The organism is Salmonella sp. SAL03688 (genome assembly GCF_046551895.1).
Taxonomy (GTDB): domain Bacteria; phylum Pseudomonadota; class Gammaproteobacteria; order Enterobacterales; family Enterobacteriaceae; genus Salmonella; species Salmonella enterica.
The window spans coordinates 162336-186845 of record NZ_JBGDVI010000007.1; the positions used below are offsets into that span (position 1 = coordinate 162336).

The window sequence follows — 24510 nt, forward strand, 5'->3', positions numbered from 1 at the left end:
TTACATAACGTAGAAGTGAAGCCGTACATGGGGCTGGCATACGTGGGGCAATTTGGCGAGGAGATGGATTTCCATACCGACGATTATCGTATTGTTATTTAATATTTTCATCTCATTTTTTACCCGCTTACAGAAAACCCAGCGTTACAATAGACCGTTTTTTGGGCTTCGTTTATGTAATCGTTATATCACACCCTATACCGTGAAACTTGTCTTTTAGCCCAATATTAAGGCAGGTTCTGAAATGAAAAACTTTTTCGCAGTCTGCATCATTCCCCTTGTGGTAGCCTGGTCCGCTACTGCATCAGCAAAAGAAGGGATCTATATCACCGGGAAAGCGGGGACATCCGTAGTCAATGTCTATGGAATCAACTCAACCTTCAGCCAGGATGAGATAGTCAATGGTCATGCAACGTTACCTGACCGTACCAAAGGCGTTTTTGGCGGCGGGGTTGCTATCGGTTATGACTTTTATGATCCATTCCAGCTTCCAGTACGTTTAGAACTGGATACCACTTTCAGAGGTGAGACGGATGCTAAAGGCGGGCAGGATATTATTGCATTTGGTGATCCAGTACACATAAATGTAAAAAATCAGGTCCGAATGACCACTTACATGGTTAATGGCTATTATGATTTTCACAATAGTACGGCATTTACTCCCTATATCAGCGCAGGCGTTGGCCTCGCTCATGTGAAGCTAAGTAATAACACCATTCCTGTTGGTTTTGATATTAATGAAACTCTGTCTGCTTCAAAAAATAACTTTGCCTGGGGCGCAGGTATCGGTGCAAAATATGCTGTAACAGATAATATTATGATTGACGCCAGTTATAAATACATTAATGCTGGCAAAGTAAGCATTTCAAAAAATCACTATGCTGGTGATGAACATACCGCTTATGATGCAGACACAAAGGCTGCCTCCAATGACTTCATGCTCGGCATTACTTACGCCTTTTAAACACTATTGGTAAAATAGCTGGTCCTGTGGGTTCCCGAAGGCGCAATGGAGGATATCAGTAATAAATACTCCTGCGCCTTCAGAAAATCGTTGAACAGGTGCAACCTGGCGCCATTTTTCAGTACACTGCAACGTTTCTGGTATGGGCTTAACTTCCGGCTGCCCAAAAACAGCCCCGTCCTGTTTCCGGGTATTATCATTTCCGTCAGTCGGCATCATGTTTTGTATTGGGCATCGTCAAAAGACGACTGGCTGACCAGTCGCATATCTCGATGCCTCAATTCAGTCATCATCATGTGGGTTTAAGTCAGGAACGTATCAAAACCATTCCAAACGGGTTAATCATCATTCAGAAAATCAATTTGTGGGCGATTATTCCATTTATCTTCAATAAAAGACAGAAAGCGTTGAAATAAAGGAGAATAATACTGACGATGACGCCATACAAGATAAATGGGGAGATCTGGAACCCTCCATTCAGGAAGTATAATTTCAAGTTCATTATTTTTTAAGTATTTGGTGGCAAGCCAAGCCGGAGTCATGAGGTTGATACCCTTTCCTTCTAAAACCAAATTAAGAACACTCAAAAGATTATTGGAAGATAAATGAACATTAACAGCGCCACTAATAGTGTATGATTCATCTTGACGGAAAAGAGTAAGAGGTCCGGAAAGACCATGGTTGTGAAGACCCACAATAATGTGATTTTCCAAATCGCCAGGATGTGAGATCCTGCCATATTTTCTGATATATTTCGGACTCGCACAAAGAACCAACTTTAAAGGGCTTATCTTTCGATACACGAGATCCTCACTTTCGATTATGCCACTTTTAAAAACCAGCTCATCAAACTCCAGGGATTTACTAAAAAAATCGCTACGCTCTCGTGAATCCAGGTAGATTTTTGTATCCGGATAGCTAGCTGTAAATTCCCATATCCACTTATTGGCAAGAAACTCACAGACAATAGCCGGAGCCGAAAATTTTATACTTCCTCTGATAATTTTATCCGGATTTCGCAATTCATCCAGCAAGGACTGAAAGGAAGATGTTATCCTTTTCATGCTTGCATAGGCTGTCTGACCAGCTCCAGTCAGTTCTAAGTGATGTGAATCGCGCCGAAGTAAAGTAACCTCAATAGAATTCTCAAGGCGGCTAAGCGATTTACTGACAGCAGAAATGCTAATATCTAATTCCCGTGCAGCCCGGGAAAGATTCCCTACTTCCGCCACTTTAATAAATATCATCCAGTCTCGCATACCACGATTATTGATCAGTTCCATCATTATCTTCCGTTGATAAAAGAAATTCTTATATCAAATGAGCTATCAACGACTTACTGATGCGTCATTGTGTGCCTCAATGTCCTTGATATCATCTTAATAAAAAATCTATTGGCTGCAAAATAGCATCTGAATCGATCATGATTTTGCATCCATCTCCGGTTACTAATTGAACCTGTTTACCACTCAGTGTAAATACCCTATCTCGGAAGTGATCGTCAAGGTTGTCGCCGAACCAGATACCAATAATAAAGTGGTTCATTGTCATGCGCCCGTTCTGCAAAGGCATTGTCCTTTTCTGTGACGCAGTCTGGAACGCATTAATTGTATCGTTCACCTAACAAAGTATCCCGTGGAAACAAGCAAAACATCGCCAGATTATTCTTACTTGAGTCCCCCCCACCCGGTTCGACATTATTTGTGAAAGTGGAGGAAACAGAACAGACGGTTTAAATAAGACGCTTACTCAAAACATAAACCTATGTGCAGGCTCCTCTCATTTCGTCACGTCGCTGATATCCAGCTTTACTGGTGCCAGGGGAAGATATCTGCGCAAGGCAATAATTCCGGCGCAACAACAACCACTCCCGCTGGGCCTCTGTACATTCAAAATCTCCCATGACCAAAAGCCAGCGGGTAGAAGCCCTGCGCCAGTGACCTGCTGCCTCCAGATTCTGCGCAACCGGGTCTATCACGGCCTCCGGTGTTATCTTATTTCTGCTCAAAATCAGCACCATCATTTGGGATATAGCCTACAATCCCTGCCCGCCGATGATGGGGGAGGATTCGGTATGCAGCACTTTCATCCTGGTCTCCGGCTCAGTCAGCTATCCGACGTGCCCCCTTATGCCGGGCCAGCAGCGAAGAAAATCCGGGCGTGGTGTGATAAAACAGACGACGTTTCAGCCAGCCCACATTCTTTCGCTCCTTTGTGTTGATACGACCAATACGCTGTGAACCGATGACTGGATTGTTCATACGCCTTTCTGTGGTATACAGGTATGTGAACCCCAGCTCTTCAGCCACATGAATATAGTCAGAACAATACCAGCCCTCAGGCCAGCACAGATGCTGACTGCAATAACCCAGCATCTCCCTCATCCGCTTACGACTAAGAAGAATATCGACACGAAGCAAATCCGACGGATTACGGGACACAGGTTTCTGGTCCCAGCGTCGGTGGGTGTGCGTGTGCGAGTGAAACTCAACAAGGCCACTGAGGTGCATCTCCCGGACCTCTGACCAGCGCAGCATGACCTCATCAGCCCGGCCTTGTTTAACCAGCATCTGACACTCATCATGAGAGTACACCGGTTCGCCTGCAGGAATACGGACCGGTCCGTCACTGATCAAACTGGTCACAAGAAAGAGATGCGCATGCAGATTAAACTCCTGCAGCACCGGAAAAACCTGCAACCAGTTATCCAGCCAGCCGCCATCAAAGGTCAGCATGACGCTTTTACGAGGCAATCTTGCACCATGATAAAAAGCTTCCACCTCTGCAGCAGTAACGGTTTTCCAGCCAGATTCAGCCAGCCATTTCATCTGCGCCCGGAACGTACGGGGAGATAAGGTTATCTGTCCGGGTTTATCACTGACATGGTGATACATTAATACCGGTAAATGTCGTGCATAAGACATATGCTTTATTCCTTTATGTAAAAAATAAATTATTTTTACGCCTGAGGGGACAAGAAAAAGCCCCCTAAACATAAAATCTTAAATATCACATATGAATACCTGACAGATAAACAAACCTTATACTAAGGGCTTATAAAGCCCCGCTCACAAAAGAGTGAATCAAACAAATCCACAAAACAGAAAATAATAAAGGCATCAGTGTCCGTTAAATTATTTTACGAAACATAATATTCCTCTCCCTACAAAAAAAGATGAATTTCAGATTTTAAAATCAATCAGCAATTGATTTTTCTGCAATGAAGATTGCTAACCATATTTGCCTTGAGTAAATTTTCAATACATCCTCGAACCTGATATACAGTATTCGCCTTATTCACTGATACAGGAAGTATGAGTGGAACAGACGGCTACGTATCCTCCTGCGCCAATGCACAGGCCTTAAAATCCAGCGTCCAGGTGTCCGCAGGCACTTCCTGATTGCCATCAACGACCACACTGAAACTGGCGTTATCTGCAGCGGTTCTTAAAATGGCGCCACGACCACTCACCGTATCTGGTTGCCACCCCTCGCCCTCCAGGCGAACCTGAATGTGATGGCGAGGATCCTGTTGCCCGCTCAGCAGCAATACGGTAGGCGTGTTACCCGCCTTTTGCTCATCGCTCCATACCCGAAACCCGCTGTGACTGCCGTGATAAGTCACCCAGCCTTGCGCAAGCACCATCCCATCTGGCACGTGCCCGGCCCGAAAGTAAGTCCCTACACGTAGCGTTGTCTGAAGTTTTTCTGCGGCGTTCGCTATCGGCATCAAGCTACTGGCAGCGACCAGTAAGCTTACGCTATAGATAACCGTTTTCACTCGCTGTATTTTCATCCACATTATTCTCTCCTTCAGAATCGGCTATCTGCAGAGACCGCTCATTTGATACAAGCCCGCGATTCCCTTGTGGGCAGGTAGCTGGTAGTTAACCCGACATTGCTGTGCTCCCCATTTCACCGTCAGTTCGCCCTTATCCGCCAAACCAGTGAGATAAACCTGGCTATCAGTATCCACCAGAGCAGCACTGCCATCCTGCCCATTGACTGTAACCTGCGCCCCGAAAGGAATGGCGCTACCATCTTCCCGTTTCAGCGTCATCAGTGCCCTGGCCCCGATGCGAGTGTGAAACTTCGCTTCCACCACCGCCCCTTCGGTTGGCACCACGCGCACATCGGTTTGTGTGACCTCTGCGTCATCCGGTAGTCGCGACGGATCGAGGCTGACTGTATTCTCCTGATAGACGTTCAGGTTGCCCACTGTGGTGTCGCCACGAAAATCCGTCTTAACGCCAGGCCAGTCGCCAACTGGCACCCCCGAGGCCCCTGGCGCTTCAACCAGCGCCACTGAGCCTTGCAAAGGTTGCCCCAGCGTCACACCATGATGGTGGATAACTATACCTCCCGCGATATTGACTCCCATCTGGCGCATCGCCCGGCTGTAGCTATAGTCACCACCTAACAGGCCGTAAGCCCCATTCCATGCCAAGTGCAATGCGCTGTTATTACCACCACCTGGCGGGGCATCGGCACGGTAACTCTGACGCACCTCCCAATCCAGTTGCTGACTGAATGCCTCTCCGTTGACCCCCACTTGTTGCGTCTGACCACCGTGTGATGGTGAAGTCATCTGCCAACTAGCACTTACATTATTCCCCGTCCAGCGGCTTAATGGCATACTGAACCACAGGCTGGCTATGTTCTCTTTACGGTGCGCGCCATTGCGCCACAGCGTCCTGTTTTGATTCCAGTTCAATGACAGCGAGCCCCCTCCGATAGAGGTTCCCCAACTCAGTCCGTAGCTGTCATCATGACCGGGGCGATTACGCCAGTCGGTACGGGAACCGGTTAAACTCAGATTGCCCAAATGCCTCCCCCATGACTGACTCAACATCAGGGTAGTACGCGAGCTCGGCTGCAAATTTTCCCGCCACGACCATAGACGGTTGCCATTATGTCGATAACTGTCGAGCACATCGGATAGGGTGTTATAGCCCTGCGAGGCATACTGCCATCTCGTCAGAAAAAAATTTGTCCCCGTCGCAGTCAGCTGGTTGCTGTAACGCAGTCGCCAGGAGGCTCCTTGCTGTACCGCCTCCCCCTGACGCTGACTGTGTGTGTCGCTTCCATCGACAGATAAACTCCCCCACCGCCCGAGAGATCCCCCCAAACCAAGCAATGCAGCTTGATAGTGCGTTGCACTCTGTATACCGCCGTATGCAGTGAGATTCCACGGCAGACCATACATCAACGTAGCCTGCGCGATCTGCGCCTTATCCGTTGCAGAGTCTGACGATCGGTATCGGCCCGCCAACAGGCTGTACTTCAAATATCCCTGGTGCAGTGCTATCGCCGGGGTCTGATACGGCACCACAAACATTTGTGTACTGCCATCGGCCTCCCACACGGTGACATGCAGATCACCACTACTGTCTGTTACCGACAGATCCCGCAGTGCAAACGGTCCGGGCGCCACAGTGGTGTTGTAAATGGTGTAACCATTCTGTTTGACCTCCACCCGAGCCTGCGTGCGGGCAATCCCACGCACTACCGGAGCAAACTGCCGCTCACTGTAGGGCACCATGTTGTCATCCGATGCCAACATCACACCGGTAAATGGCACACTATCAAATATCTCCCCCTGCGAAGACTTTTGCCCCAGAGTCAGACGACTTTTTAGTGAGTACAGTCCACGCTCAGCATAGGTATATGCTGCCTGCCACGTCCCCGACAGTTGACTACTCCGCTGCCAGCTGGTCGCATTGCGGACACGCCACGCACCTATATTGATTCCCGGTTGCAGTTGTACCCAGGAAGAGTTGTCACGCCTCTCCATATCCATTTTGTAATCCGTCTGCGTTGTCCTCGCACTGTAGTTCATCAGAAACGCCGGAATACCATCATCCCAGAGATCTTCAGGAGCGATCCCCTTAAATTTCGTACGCAACGCCACCTGAGGAATACTCAGTTGCAGTTGCTGATTATTGATATCCAGTACCGCTTTAGCCTGTGGAATGGCGCTCAGATCCGCACACTCATCTGGGGTCTTTGCTGCTTTCCACAACTGAGGGTAATCTTCCGTTTTTACGCCGTAGCGTGAAAGCTGACTGACCGTCAAACAAGGAGCCAGAAAAGGCGTTCCTTGCCCATCCTTTTCCAATTTGAACACCACATCACGGGTGTCGACACGTTTACCATTCACCATCACGTCCACGCGATAAGTCCCTGGCTGTTGTACCCCCTGGTTAAAGAGCGACATATCAACCCCTTTCGCTGCATCGCCCAACATCGATGCATCGAATGTGTAAGCGTGCGCATTTGCGCAGTGAACTACTCCCGCGATAAACAGTAGCAAGGCAGGATGTTTGAACTTCATATTCTGCCGCTAAGCCCCTAGATTTATTTAAGGACGTAGTGGAACGGATGACTTTCACCACCAAAGTCTGTAATAACGCTCCACTCGATATCACCACGAGTGCCACCTGGCATATTTAGTGTTTTGTCAGCAAAGGGGGGGATATACTCAAGCCCTGTAATGGGCTTTCCCCCTACTGTGACGGAGGCTAAATTCATGTAAAACGGGGTGGGGTTCTCCACCTTAAGTTTGTTGCCCGTCTCCACCCATCTTAAATTTCCTGCAACATCTTCCGGCGTCCCCTTCACGGCATCCGGGCGGAAAATCAGCTTATCACAGACGTTGATGGACAAATTGAGGTCAAGGGTCGCGCCCTTAGCCTGTGTATCCGACGGTTCATTTTCGGGTGGTACCGCCTTTACACAGACCCACTGTAAAGTTTCACGATCCGTTGGCATGTCACCACCAGTACGGACAATACGCAGTTGACTCTGCTGGTTCGCTTCTAAACGAAATAGAGGCGGCATCACCAAAAAGGGAGCAGGCGAACTTTTGTCTGCTGCTTTGACTGAAGACTGAACCAAAATAGGGTAATTCTGCGGGTTGCTCACCGAGAGCGTGGCTCCAGCTGTACCAGCGTGATAAATCACCCGTGTAGCCCCCAGCTTCACGCTGAATGATTTAGCGTTTAAATTTAATTTCTGCTCAGAGGCATACACTGGAGGAGTTATAGAATTAGAGACGAATAAAACAGCCGCCATTACACCAAAACTAATAATTTTCATATTACAAGTTATAAAAAAATGTATGACTTGATATTTATTGCGCCTTAATAAGGCGCAATAAAAGTTGTTTACTATTAAGCTTGATACGCCGCTATGTTTAGCGTCACTGGATAAGTATCAGCCTTTACCGTTTGTGATCCAGACAATTTCACAGCGACTTTATCTGCCATGTTATATACCCACCACTTATGCGAAGCACCATCCACTAATGAACCTTTATTGGCACAGCCTACCCCCCCAAAGTTAACTTTAATGGTATTACCACCTTTACCAGTTACCGTCCACACATCGCTGTCGTTGCCCACTACTTCAGGTTTAGAATAATCTCCCGTTACCGCGTATTGTTTGCTCGAACCGCTTACCGAAAGCATAGCAATAGCCTCATCACCCTTATGAGGCCCTGCCACCAAGCCAGACACTGGAGTAAGCTGTGCTTGTAGTTGTCCAGGATTACTGAAATTTACATCCGCCGACACGCCAGTGCTTGTATTCGGCACGAGCGAGCCGGCATAACAACTAGCAGCCATAATGCTTAATGCACTTGCGATAATTAATTTTTTTACGTTTTTCATTGAAAATAAACCTCTTTAAAACTAAGTTAAAATCGCACATCCAGAATGTTATGATGCAATAACAAATCTTACCGTATGGAAAGATCCGTGGCTGGTAATAACAGCTTGTACTTATTGGTGTTTGTTACCAATTCAAATAAGTAATGTTATAAAAATCTATATATCAGAGCACCTCTTAATCTGAAAAAAATTGCGTTATTGCCAATATAAACAGTGTTGATGTTAACATCGTGTTGTCAGGGTGGAATAGAATACTAGTCAAAAAGCAACTATACCTTCCATTTACATTCAAGTGATAACATTACAATGACACCCACCACACTGGGTGTGGGAAACTTATCTTCGAAGAGAGGATAATTATCAGGCATCGTTGCAACATTGTTTATATTTAAACATACATCTCCTAACTCGACGGTAAGATTATTAGTTAACTTTTCCTCGCAGGGAAGATCTTTAATGGAAAATCTTGTTTTCCGAAACGGAAAAGCAATTATAACGCTCCAACGAGAGTCTCAACACTAAGAGCTGACTGACACAGGCCAGACTGATTATACAGGCATGAAAAAGCTCTCCCCTTCCTTTCAGTTCTTGCTGGATTATGCAAACGTCGCACCACCTCCCCGTGAACATGGCACATTAATTTGAAGCAGCTCTCATCCGGTATCGCTTTTCAGTGCAGCGAAATTCATCGCAGGTGCCCCTGTAAATAGACCCGTTTTAGTTCCATGCATTTTTAAGATTCCGGCCAGATAACGTTATTGGCGGTATTCCTCCGGCATCATATTGTTCCGCGATTCATATGGACGTTCGCAGTTATATTCTGATAAACCTTTATCCGCAATTTCCCGCACCTCATTCAGCGTTCTGAACAGATAAGAATTGAGTATTTCTGTACGGTATGTCCGGTTAAAGCGCGTGATGAAAACGTTTTTCTTCGGCTTACCCGGCTGGATAAACGCCAGCTTTACTGCATGTTTCTTTGCCCATTCAGCCAGTGCCAGCGAGATAAATTCCGGTCCCTTATCCATACGCAGCATGGCCAGATAACCGCGGTTGCTGTAATCCTGTCGAGTACACGGACCACTCGCAGAGCTGGCAGATTCAGATCGATTTCTATCGACAACGCTTTACGATTACAGTCATCAACAACATTGAACGTGCGAAAACGACGCCCATAAACCAGCTCTGGTTCAGCGCTTCCGGCGTGACCAGTGGCGAGGGATTGCGTACCGGCAGCCGTTGTTTACCCTTACGGCGAAAATTCAGCTTGAGCAGACAGTAAATACGGTGGAGCCTTTTGTGATTCCACGCGTATCCCTGCCGCCGTATCCAGACCTCCAGTTGTCCCTGGTGGCTTCAGAAATACCGGCCTCCCGGTAGACATCTTTAACAGTCTGTCCGGATTCGACTGATCTAATCACAGCGATGATCTGGTGCGCAGTAATACGGGCTTTACGCACAGCGATCTCCTGCGTTGGCATATTGATTATGTCGGATGATCTCTAAATGTGAATGGCTCGATTATGCGGGATACTTACATACTCACGCATTGAGAGACTTTCAGTTCGTTTGTACGGTGAATGGATGCCGCAGGCGGGGTTTATTAACGGGATGCCCGTCAAGGTGCGGGTAATGAGGGATTGCATCGTGATCACGCCGCAGCATACCCACGGACTCTTTGGCTGTATTGAAGGGATGGGCGTAACCCGCATTAATAAACGGAGTGCAGAACAGTGGTTAAAAACATTTCCGGGGCGCTGAACAATACCGGAGATATTCCGGTGATTAAACGCAAAAGAACGGAACAGGAGTTAATGAGTAATTGATAATAAAAAGCCGGGAAAAGATAACCCCTCCGGCTTTTACACATTATTCATCCGGTTCCAGATGTTTTATTTCAATCCTTTTGGTTTTATTTCTGGATGTTTTTCATATAATGGATTCATTATTTTAATAAGCATTTCACCCATGATCAAACCAACCGCTTCTCGATATACCTTAAATTCATCCTCATCACAACGGGACTGAACAACAGCAACAGATTCATCAAGTTCCTTACCGAATCTCAACATTAAATCACTAATTAATATAGCTGTATCCTTATCGTTAACCATACTTATTCCTGTAGTAAAAACATCAACAGCCTTGATTTTATTTGCATTCGTTAACACAATTCCAGCAAGCAAATCCGTTACTTTTTGTAGGTAAAGACATAAATGAGCATTCACTAACGCAATTATTTTCAACCATTTTTCATCTTAATAACTTGCCAGGATCATCTCTATCAGTACCACAAGTAATAAGACCAAGAAGATCACTATCTGTAATAGGATTCAGAGGATAATAATATCGGTCCATCCCCCTTTCAGCCCTATTGGATCTACGTAATATACCTTCCCAGTCCCGGATTATAGAAACGGCGCTAGTTATAATACAGCCCCAATTCTTCATCGCATTGGGATAGGTTCTAACTGGAGTTATCACACATTAATGTAATTTAATTACCTCCCCATGTTTCCCCGCATCATCCGTATACATTGCTTGCAAGCATATTTTTTGTCCATCATTTTTAATATAGTTAAATTCTTCAATTAAAGAATAGTTAATATAGTCCACTCTATAATATAACCCCACGGATTTTGAATTAATGACATTACTATATTGAAGTTTTCGCCCTTTAAATTCACCGAGTATTTTCATTTTAGTTCCCATAACTGTTAAAAAATCTTTTCTCGCAGAGGCATTTTTGAAAGAGTCACATGACAAATCATATATCTCAGCATACTCCCCTTTATTATAAAGAGAAAAAAGCTTATCAACTTCTTCTTTCGCAACTTCTCGAATAGCGCTATCATTTTTAATATTCTCTCTACCTAACCATGTAAAAAATAGAATAACGAACAACACAATCAACACCATAAATAGTAACGATAGAAAAAATCTATTTCTTTTCACTTGAATTCACCTGATAACCAATCATATTCCTTATCCATCAGATCGAAAATCTCCGATAGACACCTCGAATGCCGGGAGCATGTGAGTTCCCCCCAGTCTCCAAATCCGGGTCCCATACTCACACCTTTTGTATATTTATAACTATCATTTTTATTACGAGCATCTGTATAAGCCACTCCCGCAAGAAGTGCCCCATAAGAATCCCCTCCAGACTCTGATATTCCTGGTGATAAATCAGCATCAGGGGCTGATAGTGTGAATAACAAACCAGCAGAAGTACCTGTACCGCTATGATCACACAATGAATAATACGCACAAACCTCTCTTTCCTTTGGGGTGTGTACTCCGGCTCCAGTTACCCCGCCATCTGCTCTGGCGTCAGCCTCCCGTAACGGTCATACCGGTACAGTTACTGCATATCTTCCGTGATGCGGTTATCCGCCCATAATGATTTCCCGGCTTTTATTCAACGAAGGATTAATAATTTCATGTACAGTCTCTGATATTCTTTACTCAGAGTTATCAGCCTATCCCCCAAAATAAATCACATATTATCTTGATTATTTTTTTAAGATTATCTCTAAACATCCCTCTTTTCGATAAAGTGGCATATAACATCCATATTATCGCGATTACACTTCCAATAATAAAGATCAACATGGATATTTTATTAATCATATTCATCAAACATCAATGTCCCTATCTTTTTGATGAAATTCATTGGAGAATCCATCATGTTATGGAATTTCTCTTTATACACATCGCTAATTGATGGCTCATCTGGATCGTCAAACTGTTCACTATAAGGCAATACACCTAATAAATTTTTGCAGCACCTATCCTTGTCGGTTTCATTAAGTGATTCTGATAATCATAAATTTGCCCTGTTATATGAAGCAGTTGCTAATGTGATATTCCCCCCTGCCAGAGAAACATTGCCCACTGGAGACAATGTAATAAATCCATCAGCAGCAATACCTATCCCGAGTTTGGCTACCCCACTTGTGTGCAATCTTGCAGAATTAGCTATATTTAAACTAGCCGTTAACATTTTTGCCGGATTAAATGGAAGACTATCCAGACTATTATTAGTCTCATCTATCATGCGACTACATATTTCACATGTAAACAATCCCAGCGAATCTATATCTATGACGGGATTCAACGGATAGTGGTAAGGATTTAATCCCCCTTTCAGCCCTGTCGGGCCTGACTGACGAACCTGCCACACTCCGGTGCATAATATCTGAACAGATTTTAATGCAGGCCCGTTTCATCGTCAAAATACGGCCCCGGTAGCCGGTTGCTCATCACCGCCCGGTACTGGCCGGGGAGAGGGAGGCGCGGTGCCAGGATGTCGCGCCCATACTCACTCACCCTGAGCTCCACAATCAGCCAGCATCCGGCGGATAAATAAGAATTTATTTAGTCAGCAAATATGAATGCCTCCGGCGTCAGCGTCCGCCACATCAACAGCGAAACCTGCATGACCGCCTGTTACTCACAAATCCCCAGCGGCGACTGCCAGGAAGAAGCGGGATTTGAGACCGGGCGCAGCGTGACGGTGAAGATTTCGGACGGGTGTATTGTGCTAATGGCGGACGGTAACGAGGTGCAGAAGCTGTGCGAACAGCTTTATCAGGCTGAACAGGTAGTTAAGGGGATGTGGGACATGATTGTTTAGTGGACTGAACGGGGATTAAATAAACAAAAAGCCGGGAAGATTTAATTTTCTTTCCGGCTTTTTAACTTATGATTCTTGTATTTCAGAAAATATCTTTTCAATTTCCTTTACATATTTATTAGGGCCGGGAATCCGAATTTTTTTTACATACTCAAGCAAATCACTCGGTCTTTTCGATAATAAATAATATTCAATCAGATGACCAATAGGAAAATTTACCTTAGGTGCTAGATTGACAATATTATCCTTGCCGCCATCTGGTTCAGTATATTTTACTTGTTTTTTCAATATATAATGCATTGTTTTAAATCTGTAATTTTCAATTAGCCATTTTATATCACATAAGGTCAATGATGCATAATTTAAAGAATCTAGTTCTATTTTTAGAATAATATCTTGCACTATTGAGACGCGATCAATTTTAACTGGCATTTTCTTATCTAAATCATCAAGATAACTCAAATAAAAATCTGATCGCATAAATTCAGTTAGTTTCATTTTAAAATCCCTTATAGTTTCCAATACCTTGTAATATTTCAAGTAACTCACTACCCGGATATCTATAGGGATCCTTAGCGGCATGTTCCCAGGGCGTAACTTTCTCAAGATTATATGGAATATCCACATGCTTACCATCACGTTGAGGCCAATGACGATGGTTCAACTCCAATGACACATTTCTTACCCTTTCTGTTCGAGTTTTAAAGTGAAACTCTCTAACTCTTATTTTTGGAGCCAATCCTAAACGCATTCTTAACATATTTACTGGTGAATACATGCCCTTTGGCGCAGCTTTAGCTTCTGCTTTCCAGTAATCACGTCTGGCTGAATCCCAGCATTTAAGACCTAACGGATCGATCCAGCTTAACGGATTCGGTGCATACGCATATAAGTTTATTCCACCCTTCAGCGAGATTGGATCGCCCGATATAAACTTCCCGATATCCGGATCATAAAATCTGTACAAATTGTAATGCAGCCCCGTTTCCCTGTCCAGATATTGCCCCTGGAAACGCAGGTTCTGCTGTACGGGCCGGGTTTCTTTTTCATGCGTCAGGTTCCCCCATACCTGATAGCCCGCTTCCCAGACAATATTGCCCCCGCCGTCCGTCATCTCCTCCGGCGCGCCGTTTACGTCCGTATGGTAATACAGCACCTCATCCGCTTCGCCCGGCGCCGCCCTGTCCACCCGCGCCAGCGGCTCGTGGCTCCCCTGGTCGCTGTAGATATACAGGCTGCTGCTTCTTCCCAGCCTGCACTCCTGTGCCAGCCGCATTCCGTCCCATAAAAACGTCGTCCGGTTATACGGCTTTCCTTCCGCATCCAGCTCGTGCTTCTCCACCCGCCTGCCCGGCGCGTCGTACACGTACCCGTAACGCCGTACGGTGCTCCCCCGGATGACCGCCACTTCCGTCAGCCGGTGCTCCGCGTCCCAGCGGTAGTGCTGCGTGCCGTTGCGGCCCCGCTTTTCCACCACCCGGCCATATTCATCGTAACGGTAATGCAGCCCACGGTATGACGTTATCCGGTTGAACGGCACCACGCTGCCTGCACCCGCCTGCGCGGTCTCTCCCTGCCGCCTGTCCAGCAGGTTCGCCGCCGCGTCGTACTGCCAGCTGTCCAGGTATGCCTCATTCCGGCACGCCGTGATGCGCCCCGTCGTGTCGTAAAAATAATCCGTCACCCCCTGCCGGCTGTGCCGCTTTTTCAGCAGCTCATCCTGGCCGCTGTACGCATATTCCCGGTCAATAAACGTCTCCGGCACCACACCGCGCATTCCTTTACAGGTCAGTTTCCGCGTTAACCGGCCCGTCCGGTCGTACATCCGCCGCGTGTCCAGCCGCCCCTGGCTCCGCTGCACCTCACGGTGCAGGTGGTCGCGCGTGAACTCGCTGATGACATCACGCCCCAGGTTGATTTGCTGGAGATGGCCGCTCCCGTAGTACAGGTACCGCAGCGTCCGCCCGTCCGGCATCTGCGTTTCTGTGCGGTTGCCCTGAACATCGTACCGGTGCTGCAGCACGCCCTGCGCCGTCTCCTCGCTCAGCAGGTTACCCGCACTGTCGTAGCTGAACCGGATAACTTCCGGCTCTCCGCCTTCCGCCGCATCATGCTGCCTGCGGCGGATTTCCAGCAGACGGTCCGCCGCGTCGTACCGGTATTCCGTGCGCGTCTCCGGCGTGGTTTTCGCCGTCAGCCTCCCCGCCGCATCACGCTCCAGACCGTGGCGGATTTCGCCCCCGCGCTCCCCGCCGTATATCACTGCCGTCACCGCATTCAGCGCGTTATACCCGTATACCCGGCGGCTGCCGCCGGGGTCCGTCTGTTCCGTCACCCGGTCCAGAACATCGTACCGGAACCGGTAGCTTTCCCCGTTCTCGTTCGTGAGCGTGGTCAGCCGCCCGTAAGCGTCGTACTCATACGCCGTCCTGCGCCCCGTCGCATCCGTCTGCCTGCGCACCCGCCCCTGGCCGTCCCGCTGCCAGCGTGTTATCTGCCCCGCCGGGCTGGTGTATTTCACCAGCCGTCCCGCCGCATCCGGCTGGTAACGCTCCGTACGCCCGTCCGCGAACATGACCTCCGTCAGATGTCCGTTGCCGTCATAGCTGTAACGCGTACTGTTACTCTCCGCGTCCGTCACCCTTTCCAGCCGCGTGCGTTCATCATAAAACCATGCCGTCTGCGAGCCAGAACAGTCCGTGTGGCGCATAAGCTGCCCGTCTTCGTTCCACTGCAGGTATTTATCTCCGCCCCGCGCGTCGGTTATCCGCACCACCTGGCCGTGCCGGTCATACCCGTATACCGTGCGCTGGTGCAGCGGGTCGCTGACCGCCTGCAGGTTGCCCCGCTCATCATACTCATAACGCCACGCCGCCCCCGCGGCATCCACCTCCGTTTCCGGCTGGTGCCACACCGGATGCCACTGCGTCTGCTCAACCCGGCCCAGCGGGTCATGCGTCTCCGTCAGGTGGCCGAGACGGTCATAGACATAACGCCATTTGCCGCCCTGCGCGTCCGTCATCCCCAGCAGTAACCGCTCTTCATCGCTCCAGCGGAAAGTGGTCATCTGCCCGGCCTCGTCCCGGTACGCCGTCACCAGGCCCTGCGCATCCCACCAGTGGCAGCGCGTACGCCCCAGACTATCCGTCACGCACAGCGAACGTTCTGCCAGATTCCTGTCCAGACGGTACTGCTCGCCGCTGTCCGTATGATGGCCCGCCACCCGCCACGCCGCATCGTCCGGGCCTTCAAACCACGCCCAGGTGTAGTAATACCGTTCGCCGCCCGGCTCCCGGTGCATCGTCATGCAGTCGTTGTCGTCGTACGCAAACTCGCGCTGATACCGTGCCGAATTTCAGCCACTGTGAGTTTTACTCACGAGTTGAAGGACGCTCGGTTCGTTTATGCGGCGACTGGATGGCGCAGGCCGGATTTATTAACGGGATGCCTGTGAAAATTCGGGTGATGAAAGACTGCGTCGTGATCACGCCGCAAAATACCCGTAAACTGTGGGGCTGTATTGAAGGTATGAGCGTGACCTATATCAATCAGCGAAACGTTAAAGCATGGTTGAAAAATTTTCCGGGGGCGCTGAATGATACCGGGGATATCCCGGTGATCAAACGTGGCAGATAACTGAATGATCCCGGTGATAAATCGGGATTTACAATGGTTACTACAAATTGACGGTTTGCTCACAAACCGACTAAAAATATAGCCAACAAAGACCCTGCCCAGAATCACGGATTCCTACATAAATCTACGGATTGGAGTTACGACCGTAGCTTTATTTTTATTCCATTATATGAAATACCACGAGTAAGAATCCAATGTATTGTTTTTTTACTTGTCTCTAACATATAATTATATAAATTATCGTAACTATCAAAACCAGACTCAAGAATGTAGGAGTATTTTTCGTTATTTTCTTTAAAAAATGCTTCTTTTACATTAGAAATACCATAACTTACCTGTTCGTTATCTGGAATTGGTGTTGATATATAAATCACATACTCTTTGTCGGAAGGAAATCTTGCAACACGCTTTGCAACACCGATTGCATCCGTTCGTTGAGCAAGCACATTAATTAAAATCCTCCACTCCCCCAAGTCTTGAAGGTTGATATTAGACTCAAGAGTCTTCACATAAGTGTTTAGCTCCATCCATATAGAGCGCATATCAATATTATCGTCAATACGTGGAACTTCGGTACATATTAAAACTCTGATTTTCTCATCCATAAAAGCACCTATTAGAAATTCAACAATCAACAAGGCTGTCGCACCCGTACTCGCTCACCGTCAGGCCGTCCAGCGCCGTCTGTAACAGATGCCCGCTCCCGTAATACAGATGCGTCAGGTGCTGCCCGTCCGGCAGCGTGATGTCCGTCGGGTTGCCCAGCGCATCGCGCTGATAACATATGCTGCCGTTCCCCGCGTGCTCCGCCGTCAGCCAGCCGCTGCGGTCGTAGCCCAGCCGCACCCTGTCCGCCTGCATTCCGTGTTTCTGCCCCGCCGCCGTCGGCGTCAGTATCACCTCCGTCAGTTGGTCAAGCCGATTGTAACTGAACGTCCGTTTACTGTGCTCACCCTCCACCTCCATCACGCGGCTGTGTCTCCCGCCGCACGCCGCCCTGCGTCCCGTAGCTCAATACATATCTAGCATGAAAATTATTTAGTAAATTTATATCGGAATTTCTTTCAATGCATTAACAATCAAATTAATGTAAGCATCTTTATTTATCTCTATTTTTATTAAATCCGAGCACTGCCATTTTTTTAATATTAAAAACTCCTTTCCATTAACATAGCACAATATACCAAAATCCCCATCAAATGATTCAATAAAAGTAGGTAGAATAGAATTTTTTATGTCATCTGAAATAGAACAAAAGGTTTCCGCAAGATTATACTCATCGATATGTATTGATTTATACCTCCTTAATTTGAAGAGTAAATCCTCCAAGGAGAGCCTTAATGTGCTGGCTAACACAACTTGATTATAATCACCAACAACTACATCACCAAACGAAAAACAACAATTACAAAACAAATATTTTTTATCTGTCGAAAGGAATGTTTTAATTTTAAAGGAATTATTCATTAGCATCCCCAAATGCGTTTAAAGAAACCATCTTTTTTCATCTGTTCGAACCTCCTCTGAACCTCTTTAGGTACTGGGACGCCTCTATTTTGGGATGTATCACCGTTCCAGTGAGCTTTTCCATCATTACTATTACCATATCGGTGAATAACGCCATCTTTATCCATCGCATACCAATGTTTGCCTTCTGCATCAGGTATTGCATGTTTGTACAATTCTTCAGCGTTGCTCGGTAATATTGACGTTTGAGAACCGCCGCCTCTGAATTTACCAGAGGATGGCTCATGATGTCCTGGATTCTCGTATGTTGGTTTAGGTCCATGATACCGTCCATCTTTGGAAATTAACCCCCACGGATCAACCCAGCTTAACGGATTCGGCGCATATTGGTAGAGGTTTATTCCCCCCGCTAACCCTATGGGGCCCTGGCTTATAAACCGTCCACACTCCGGTGCATAATATCTGAACAGATTATTATCGTAATAATAACGGTGGTGGTCGTACATCTGCCCAGAGCGCCCAGTCAGGTAACCACTTCTGTCATAGCTGTACACCACGCTGCCACGCAGGCGGCGTACCGGGGTGAGAAACGCCATCGCGGGTGCCGGGGCCCGTTACGACTGGAACCATGAAGGTGCTCTGAAAGTTAAGTAATAAAAAGGCTGGGCAAATTTCAATGGTTCCCGGCAAATATCAATAATTGCCCCCTCTCATTTACCTATTTTCTTATTTATTTCGTCTTTCCTGTGACTATAACTTTTCTTATCGGGGTGAAAATCAACAGTTTTAAGTGTCGAAGAGTTAAGCAAATAGCTTAAATCTCCATCTTTTAAGTTCCAAAATTTAAGATTTTTAATACTTTTCATTTCTGGAATAAAAGAGAGTGAATCAACATCTGACAAAAAAAGATCACATATAGATTCGTTATCCCTTAGGAAAGAAAATTCAGTTAATTTTTTACACTTCTCAACATGCAGATAAGATAAGGTTTTTATTTTATTTATACTTGATATATCAATAACGTTGGGGGAGTAGGTAATTTTTAATGACTTTAAATTACTGAGAAGCTCTATCCCAGATAGAGTTTCTATACTGACACTACTTATTCTCAGCGTATTCAAGCTCCTAAGCGAAGATATAAATTCACAATTAGTGTTTTTTATTGAAACCAGTAAAAGATCTACCAGGGTATCGATATTTAAAATATCTATTTCGGCATCGGCCTTTGTTATATAAAGAGTTTCCAACTTCTGAAATTTAGAAAAATCAATACTTCCTTTTAAATACTTCATTGTTATTTTTTTTATATTTTTCATTTCATATAATGGCGATAAGTCAATTTTTTTTAGATCGATATCATCAATAATATGAAGTGAATGAATATTATCATTTTCAGTCAATGGCGATAAATCAAGTTTGTCATTGCTTTTTTTTATTGGGCTGACTATTTTTATGTTATGTAATTTCTTTTTTGCAGCATAAGATATTCCCTTGGATAGAATATCCAACGGTATTTCAAGATCGCCTGTATTCTCGTTATAATAAATTGAATTCATAATACCTCCTTAACAACCCTTAGATGCTCTATATTTACTATCTAATTTATTAGCTAATCGATTAACTTTTCTTTGTGTCTTAGCATCGGCAGCATCATATAATATCTTACCAGGTGAGCTTATACGTTCGCTATTCGCGAAATCAGGAGAATACCGAGCATTATATTTTTCCATTAAACGATGCTCGACCATAAAACCTAATTTATCATCACCAAAATCCATATGCGCAAATTGTATCGCATTAGCCCTACCACCTATACGATAGTCCATCGAATCATACATTCTGGATTCAGGCCCTTTGCCAATATAATATGTAGTACCGTCAGTGAAAATATATGTCCCTGTCAATCCCCATGGATCGATCCAACTTAACGGATTCGGCGCATACTGATAAAGGTTTATCCCGCCCCTTAGCCCAATCGGATCCTGACTGACGAACCTGCCACACTCCGGTGCATAATATCTGAACAGATTGTAATGCAGCCCTGTCTCGTCGTCAAAATACTGCCCCGGCAGCCGCAGCGGCTGGTGAAAGTACGCCCCGCTGTTGCTGATGTCCGCCGCATTCTCTCCAAACCCCCTGATATACCCCGCCCACACCAGCGTTCCGTCCGCCGCCGTCACCTCCTGCGGCGTGCCCGTCACGTCCGTGTGGTAATACCACACCTGCCTGTTTTCTCCCCGCCCCGTCACGCTCGCCACCGGCGTGTACGGCTGTTCCGCATCGTACAGATATGTCCGCCAGCCCTGCTGCTGCACGTTCTCCTGCAACAGCCTGACCCCCTCCCACACAAAGTCCGTCCGGCTCCGCGCCGTATGGCCCGTGTGCCGCCCGTACGTCGCCTTGCGGATTCGCCTCCCCAGCGCATCGTAGCCGTAGTGCGTCTCCGTGTTGCCGCTGATGACCCGCGTCAGCTGCCCCTGCGCGTTCCACTCCAGTTGCTGGTCGCGCCGCGTGGTCAGCTCGCCCCACTCGTTATAACCGTAACGGTCACGACCACAGCCCGGCAGCCGGTTGTTCATCACCGGACCCTGCCCTTCGTTATCCAGCAGGTTGCCCGCCTTATCGTAATAATAACGGTCATGGTCATACATCTGACCTGAGCGCCCGGTCAGGTAACCGCTTCTGTCATAGCTGTACACCACGCTGCCACGCAGGCCGTCGTCAATCGTGCCCACCTCGCCGTGGTTGTTCCAGTAATAGTCCCTCGACGTCACGCAGCCCTGCCGCGCCGGGCGCTGGCCGGGAAGAACAGGGGCACTGCCGGGCGCCAGGCTGCGCTGCCAGCTCAGCAGCCCGTCGTCGTCATAGCCGCTGTACGTCGCAAGCTGCCCCTGCGTGCGCATTATCTGACGGTGCAGGCTGTCGCGCTCATACTCGCTCACCGTCAGGCCGTCCAGCGCCGTCTGTAACAGATGCCCGCTCCCGTAATACAGATGCGTCAGGTGCTGCCCGTCCGGCAGCGTGATGTCCGTCGGGTTGCCCAGCGCGTCGCGCTGATAACGTATGCTGCCGTTCCCCGCGTGCTCCGCCGTCAGCCAGCCGCTACGGTCATACTCAAAACGCACCGTGTCGGCCTGCATCCGGTGCTGCTGTTGCCCCGCCTCCGTGGGCGTGAGCGTCACTGCCGTTATCTGGTCCAGCCGGTTGTAGCTGAACGTCCGCTGGCCGTGTTCATTCTCCGTCCGTAACAGACGGCCCAGCGCATCCCGCTGCTGCGTCTCCCGCCGCACGCCGCCCTGCGTGCCCGTGGTCTGTATCGCCGTCAGATAACCGCTGTCGTCCAGGATAAAAGTACGGCTCAGTCCGTCCGGGCGCACCTCACGCACCAGCCTGCCGTCCGCATCGTGACTGAACCGGTACTGCGCCCCGTTGCTGTTGGTCAGCGCGGTCACCCGGCCTTCCGGCGTGTACTGCCAGCGCGTCTCGCGCTTCTCCTCATCCGTGTGCGCCGCCAGCAGACCGCGCGGCGTATACCGCCAGCTCTCCACGCTCCCCGTGATGCGCCGGTGGCTGCTCATCAGCCCCAGCGCATTCCAGGTATACCTGTCCTGCTGTTTCCCCGGTGAGTTTACCGTCTCCGGCAACCCAAGTCGGTTGTAGCTGATGCGTACCACCTTCCCTTCCGCGTCCGTCACCCGCGTCAGGTTGCCGTCCTCATCGTGGTCATATCCTGTGCTGCGCCCTGAACAGTCGGTGTACCGCGTCATCTGCCCCCGGCTGTCGAACGCCGTCACCACCGTGCCGCCCGCCGCATCCGTCCGGCTGCACATCTGCCCCTGTTCATCGTAAGCGTACTGCGTCACCCGCCCTTCCGGGTCCGTCTCCTGCACTGGCTGGCCGTGGGCGTTGTACTGCGTTTTCCAGACAGCGTCATCGTCCAGCGCCGTGCGCGTGATTTCGTCGAACTCGCCGTTCCACTGCGTCTGCGTCACCCGGCCTTCCGGATCTGTCGTCTTCACCACCCGGTTCTGGATGTCATATTCATACGCCACCGTGCGACCGCCGGGCAGCTCAATGTTGACAGGGAAGTGGTCTTCGTTGTACGTGAAGCGGTACATTCCACCGCCCGGCGTCCGGTGCGCGGTGATATACGTCTCCCTGTCGTACCACCACTGCCATGACTCCCCCTGCCTGCCGGTGACGATGGTGGTGCCTGCGGCAAAATCATAGTCAAAGCGGTAATGTTCACCGTCACTGGTGTCGTGCTCCGTCACGCGCGGCGCGCCGTCGAGTTCCTGCCAGCGGTAGCGGCAGGTGAACCCCGCCGCATTGCTGTGCGCCGTCATCAGCCCGTTTTCATAAGCAAACTGCCGCACCTGCGTTCCCGCCCGGTTCACCACGCCGGTCAGTTGACCGTTATCGTCATACCGGTACTCCACCAGATTGCCACGGGTGCCGCCCTGCACCAGTTCAATTCGCGACAGCCGCTCCCCTGCCGGGGTCTGTGTGCGGTGCAGTAACAGGTGATGCCCGCTGCTGGAGGCTATCCGTACCAGTCTGCCTCCTTCGTGCCCGAAGACAATGCGCTGGCGGTGCGGCGTCTCCATAAACAGCAGGTATGCCATGCCGTCACTGTCAAAATCACCAAATACGTAATAGCTGCGATCGGTGTAATGCAGCACGTAACGCCCGTCATGCAGGCGGCTGAGGTATAACTGTTCTTCCGGGTCAAATATCTGGTGGCCGGGCGTCAGCATCGTTTTCGGGTAACGCAGTTCCCGCCCCTGTACGCCGGTCAGCGTGATGTGTTCATCGTCCTCGCGCAGGCTGGTTTCCCAGTTCAACCGCCAGCCCCGTCCCAACAGTCCCACAGTTTCCAGGTGGCTGGCGTAAAAACGCGAGCAGATGACCGGCAGGCGACCGGGCAGAGTGAAGTCCGTTTCCGGCAGCAGGATTTTCTGCCCGGTGGTCACATCCACCGGATTGCTGAACAGCCCGCTGATAGCCTCACCCACGGCCATCCCGACAAGCTCCCCGCCGATAAACTTAGCGGCACATTTAGTGCCAAATTTCGTCCCCAGCTTTGCCGCCTGCCGCCACGCCCCGGCCAGCCCGCCGAGCAGACTCGCCACGACAAACAATACATCCACCACCTTGCGCAGCCAGTCCGGAATTTCAGAACTGATTTCCAGTACCGTCTGTGTGCCGCCGCCGAGAAACACATTCGGCGAACCGTCTTCAATCACCGCGTCGCATTCGGTGTGGTCATCCTTACGGGCGGCGGGCTGGCTGTTGATGTAGATATTTTCCGACCCCTGGGCGATGCGTTTTTCTGCGATATGGTTATCGCATTTCACCGTACTCAGTACCGCGCGCGCCGCCGGGCGACTGTTGGTGCTGACATTCTCCGAACCGGTGAGGATTTTTCCTGCCGTGTGGTGGATGGAGCGCCCGATGGCCTCGCCCAGTTGCAATACCCCGGAGGCTATTTGATCGGCCATAAAACCCAGAATCAGCCCGGCAAGAAAACCGCAGCTAAAGAAGGCAAAGGCGGCAAGCGCGATAATGGCGATGCCGATGATAGCGCCGATAAGAAACCCGGCGAGCGCACTGGTGTGGTAGATAGGGTCATCCACACGGGCTGCTTCATACATGGTCACACCTCCGTGTGATTATTCGTTTTTATCCGGCTGAAAGCCTGCCAGCCAGGTGTTCCAGAGTAGGTCTGCTTTATCATCAAAAGGACGGGGACTGGTCAGGGTGAAGACCAGTACCTTGCCAGGGGTTGCAATAAACCCGGCCTGACGCTGGTACACTTCCGTTTTCCCGGATTTATGGGTGGCGGCAATTTGTTCCCCCATAAGGGCATCATTGCCCGTTCCTGCCTGTGCAGGCGCTCGCGACAATACCCGGTGCTGACCGAGATTTTTTTTCATCAGTGCAATCTGGCGGTCAATATAGGCGGGCAGGTCTTCATCAGGTTTTAGCGTATCGCGGGAAATATTCAGGCTGGGCGATGTTCGTTCATTGCCCTCCAGGATAAAAATATTAACGCTGCGATCCGTAAATGTTTCAGGCAGGACAAAACACCCTTCCTGTATGCGGTATGGTCGATCCATGAGAACTCCAGGTTT

The 24510-nt window shown here is 48.7% G+C and carries 21 protein-coding genes and 6 pseudogenes; 4 read left to right on the forward strand and 23 right to left on the reverse strand.

Going from position 1 to position 24510, the window contains the following annotated elements:
* The first annotated feature begins 244 nt into the window (after window positions 1–244).
* On the forward strand, window positions 245–964 hold the full coding sequence (gene pagN / locus ACLJR2_RS09870) for an adhesin/invasin protein PagN (RefSeq protein WP_000787602.1): 720 nt from the start codon (window positions 245–247) through the stop codon (window positions 962–964).
* 3 nt (window positions 965–967) lie between these two features.
* Here the strand turns inward: pagN and ACLJR2_RS09875 are convergent, their stop codons facing one another.
* The 10 genes and pseudogenes from ACLJR2_RS09875 to ACLJR2_RS09920 form a co-directional block, all read right to left on the reverse strand.
* Window positions 968–1183 carry a hypothetical protein gene (locus ACLJR2_RS09875; protein ID WP_001622792.1) on the reverse strand — a complete coding sequence of 72 codons (216 nt, stop codon included), beginning with the start codon at window positions 1181–1183 and terminating at the stop codon, window positions 968–970.
* Between the two features lie 119 nt (window positions 1184–1302).
* A complete protein-coding gene (locus tag ACLJR2_RS09880; protein ID WP_000970302.1) occupies window positions 1303–2250 on the reverse strand; it encodes a LysR family transcriptional regulator in 948 nt (315 codons plus the stop codon).
* A 496-nt stretch (window positions 2251–2746) separates the two neighbouring features.
* A pseudogene (locus ACLJR2_RS09885) lies at window positions 2747–2984 on the reverse strand (PerC family transcriptional regulator); the annotation flags it as partial.
* Between the two features lie 82 nt (window positions 2985–3066).
* Window positions 3067–3888, reverse strand: a complete 822-nt coding sequence (locus ACLJR2_RS09890; RefSeq protein WP_000119391.1) for a polysaccharide deacetylase family protein — start codon at window positions 3886–3888, stop codon at window positions 3067–3069.
* Between the two features lie 407 nt (window positions 3889–4295).
* Window positions 4296–4766, reverse strand: a complete 471-nt coding sequence (gene afaD / locus ACLJR2_RS09895; RefSeq protein ID WP_000266937.1) for an AfaD family invasin — start codon at window positions 4764–4766, stop codon at window positions 4296–4298.
* Window positions 4767–4787: 21 nt separating this feature from the next.
* On the reverse strand, window positions 4788–7298 hold the full coding sequence (locus tag ACLJR2_RS09900; RefSeq protein ID WP_000669314.1) for a fimbrial biogenesis outer membrane usher protein: 2511 nt from the start codon (window positions 7296–7298) through the stop codon (window positions 4788–4790).
* Between the two features lie 23 nt (window positions 7299–7321).
* Window positions 7322–8062: a pili assembly chaperone SafB gene (gene safB / locus ACLJR2_RS09905; RefSeq protein WP_000691916.1), complete on the reverse strand. Its 741-nt coding sequence runs from the start codon at window positions 8060–8062 to the stop codon at window positions 7322–7324.
* Window positions 8063–8136: 74 nt separating this feature from the next.
* Window positions 8137–8634 carry a hypothetical protein gene (locus ACLJR2_RS09910; protein ID WP_000800123.1) on the reverse strand — a complete coding sequence of 166 codons (498 nt, stop codon included), beginning with the start codon at window positions 8632–8634 and terminating at the stop codon, window positions 8137–8139.
* Window positions 8635–9351: 717 nt separating this feature from the next.
* Window positions 9352–9963, reverse strand: a pseudogene (locus tag ACLJR2_RS09915) (integrase core domain-containing protein); the annotation flags it as partial.
* On the reverse strand, window positions 9897–10115 hold the full coding sequence (locus ACLJR2_RS09920) for a transposase (protein WP_086011246.1): 219 nt from the start codon (window positions 10113–10115) through the stop codon (window positions 9897–9899). The gene ACLJR2_RS09920 and the pseudogene ACLJR2_RS09915, both read right to left, overlap by 67 nt.
* Window positions 10116–10146: 31 nt before the next feature.
* Between ACLJR2_RS09920 and ACLJR2_RS09925 the strand changes: the two genes are divergently transcribed.
* Window positions 10147–10395 carry a SymE family type I addiction module toxin gene (locus ACLJR2_RS09925; protein ID WP_023165496.1) on the forward strand — a complete coding sequence of 83 codons (249 nt, stop codon included), beginning with the start codon at window positions 10147–10149 and terminating at the stop codon, window positions 10393–10395.
* A gap of 131 nt (window positions 10396–10526) precedes the next feature.
* Here the strand turns inward: ACLJR2_RS09925 and ACLJR2_RS09930 are convergent, their stop codons facing one another.
* The 4 genes and pseudogenes from ACLJR2_RS09930 to ACLJR2_RS09945 form a co-directional block, all read right to left on the reverse strand.
* Complete coding sequence (locus tag ACLJR2_RS09930; RefSeq protein ID WP_077677834.1) at window positions 10527–10805, reverse strand: hypothetical protein; 279 nt, start codon at window positions 10803–10805, stop codon at window positions 10527–10529.
* Window positions 10806–11121: 316 nt separating this feature from the next.
* Entirely contained in the window at window positions 11122–11589 is a 468-nt protein-coding gene (locus ACLJR2_RS09935; RefSeq protein WP_000828179.1) for a sugar tyrosine-protein kinase, read from the reverse strand.
* A gap of 871 nt (window positions 11590–12460) precedes the next feature.
* Entirely contained in the window at window positions 12461–12694 is a 234-nt protein-coding gene (locus ACLJR2_RS09940; RefSeq protein WP_124084119.1) for a hypothetical protein, read from the reverse strand.
* Window positions 12695–12718: 24 nt separating this feature from the next.
* Window positions 12719–12891 (reverse strand): annotated as a pseudogene (locus tag ACLJR2_RS09945) (RHS repeat-associated core domain-containing protein); the annotation flags it as partial.
* Window positions 12892–13027: 136 nt separating this feature from the next.
* On the opposite strand from ACLJR2_RS09945, the gene ACLJR2_RS09950 reads away from it, so the two are divergent.
* The gene (locus ACLJR2_RS09950; RefSeq protein ID WP_000994222.1) at window positions 13028–13273 is read left to right on the forward strand and encodes a hypothetical protein; all 246 of its coding nucleotides are present in this window, start codon (window positions 13028–13030) and stop codon (window positions 13271–13273) included.
* A 66-nt stretch (window positions 13274–13339) separates the two neighbouring features.
* Here ACLJR2_RS09950 and ACLJR2_RS09955 read toward each other — a convergent pair whose 3' ends face one another.
* Window positions 13340–13771, reverse strand: coding sequence for a hypothetical protein (locus ACLJR2_RS09955; RefSeq protein WP_000778607.1), 432 nt, complete (start codon window positions 13769–13771; stop codon window positions 13340–13342).
* A gap of 1 nt (window position 13772) precedes the next feature.
* A pseudogene (locus tag ACLJR2_RS09960) lies at window positions 13773–16628 on the reverse strand (RHS repeat-associated core domain-containing protein); the annotation flags it as partial.
* Between ACLJR2_RS09960 and ACLJR2_RS09965 the strand changes: the two are divergent.
* Window positions 16619–16909 carry a SymE family type I addiction module toxin gene (locus tag ACLJR2_RS09965; protein ID WP_015632802.1) on the forward strand — a complete coding sequence of 97 codons (291 nt, stop codon included), beginning with the start codon at window positions 16619–16621 and terminating at the stop codon, window positions 16907–16909. The pseudogene ACLJR2_RS09960 and the gene ACLJR2_RS09965 sit on opposite strands and share 10 nt — an antisense overlap.
* Before the next feature lie 137 nt (window positions 16910–17046).
* Here the strand turns inward: ACLJR2_RS09965 and imm9 are convergent, their stop codons facing one another.
* The 7 genes and pseudogenes from imm9 to ACLJR2_RS10000 form a co-directional block, all read right to left on the reverse strand.
* Window positions 17047–17514, reverse strand: coding sequence for an Imm9 family immunity protein (imm9, locus tag ACLJR2_RS09970; protein WP_000343595.1), 468 nt, complete (start codon window positions 17512–17514; stop codon window positions 17047–17049).
* Between the two features lie 31 nt (window positions 17515–17545).
* Window positions 17546–17915, reverse strand: a pseudogene (locus ACLJR2_RS09975) (hypothetical protein); the annotation flags it as partial.
* A gap of 41 nt (window positions 17916–17956) precedes the next feature.
* Window positions 17957–18376, reverse strand: coding sequence for a hypothetical protein (locus ACLJR2_RS09980; protein ID WP_057521536.1), 420 nt, complete (start codon window positions 18374–18376; stop codon window positions 17957–17959).
* Window positions 18377–18690: 314 nt separating this feature from the next.
* Window positions 18691–18945: pseudogene (locus tag ACLJR2_RS09985) on the reverse strand (RHS repeat-associated core domain-containing protein); the annotation flags it as partial.
* Between the two features lie 141 nt (window positions 18946–19086).
* Window positions 19087–19932, reverse strand: a complete 846-nt coding sequence (locus ACLJR2_RS09990; RefSeq protein WP_001084940.1) for a hypothetical protein — start codon at window positions 19930–19932, stop codon at window positions 19087–19089.
* Between the two features lie 9 nt (window positions 19933–19941).
* Window positions 19942–24030 carry an RHS repeat-associated core domain-containing protein gene (locus ACLJR2_RS09995; protein WP_000272652.1) on the reverse strand — a complete coding sequence of 1363 codons (4089 nt, stop codon included), beginning with the start codon at window positions 24028–24030 and terminating at the stop codon, window positions 19942–19944.
* An 18-nt stretch (window positions 24031–24048) separates the two neighbouring features.
* The gene (locus ACLJR2_RS10000) at window positions 24049–24495 is read right to left on the reverse strand and encodes a DcrB-related protein (protein WP_000375832.1); all 447 of its coding nucleotides are present in this window, start codon (window positions 24493–24495) and stop codon (window positions 24049–24051) included.
* Window positions 24496–24510 lie beyond the last annotated feature (15 nt).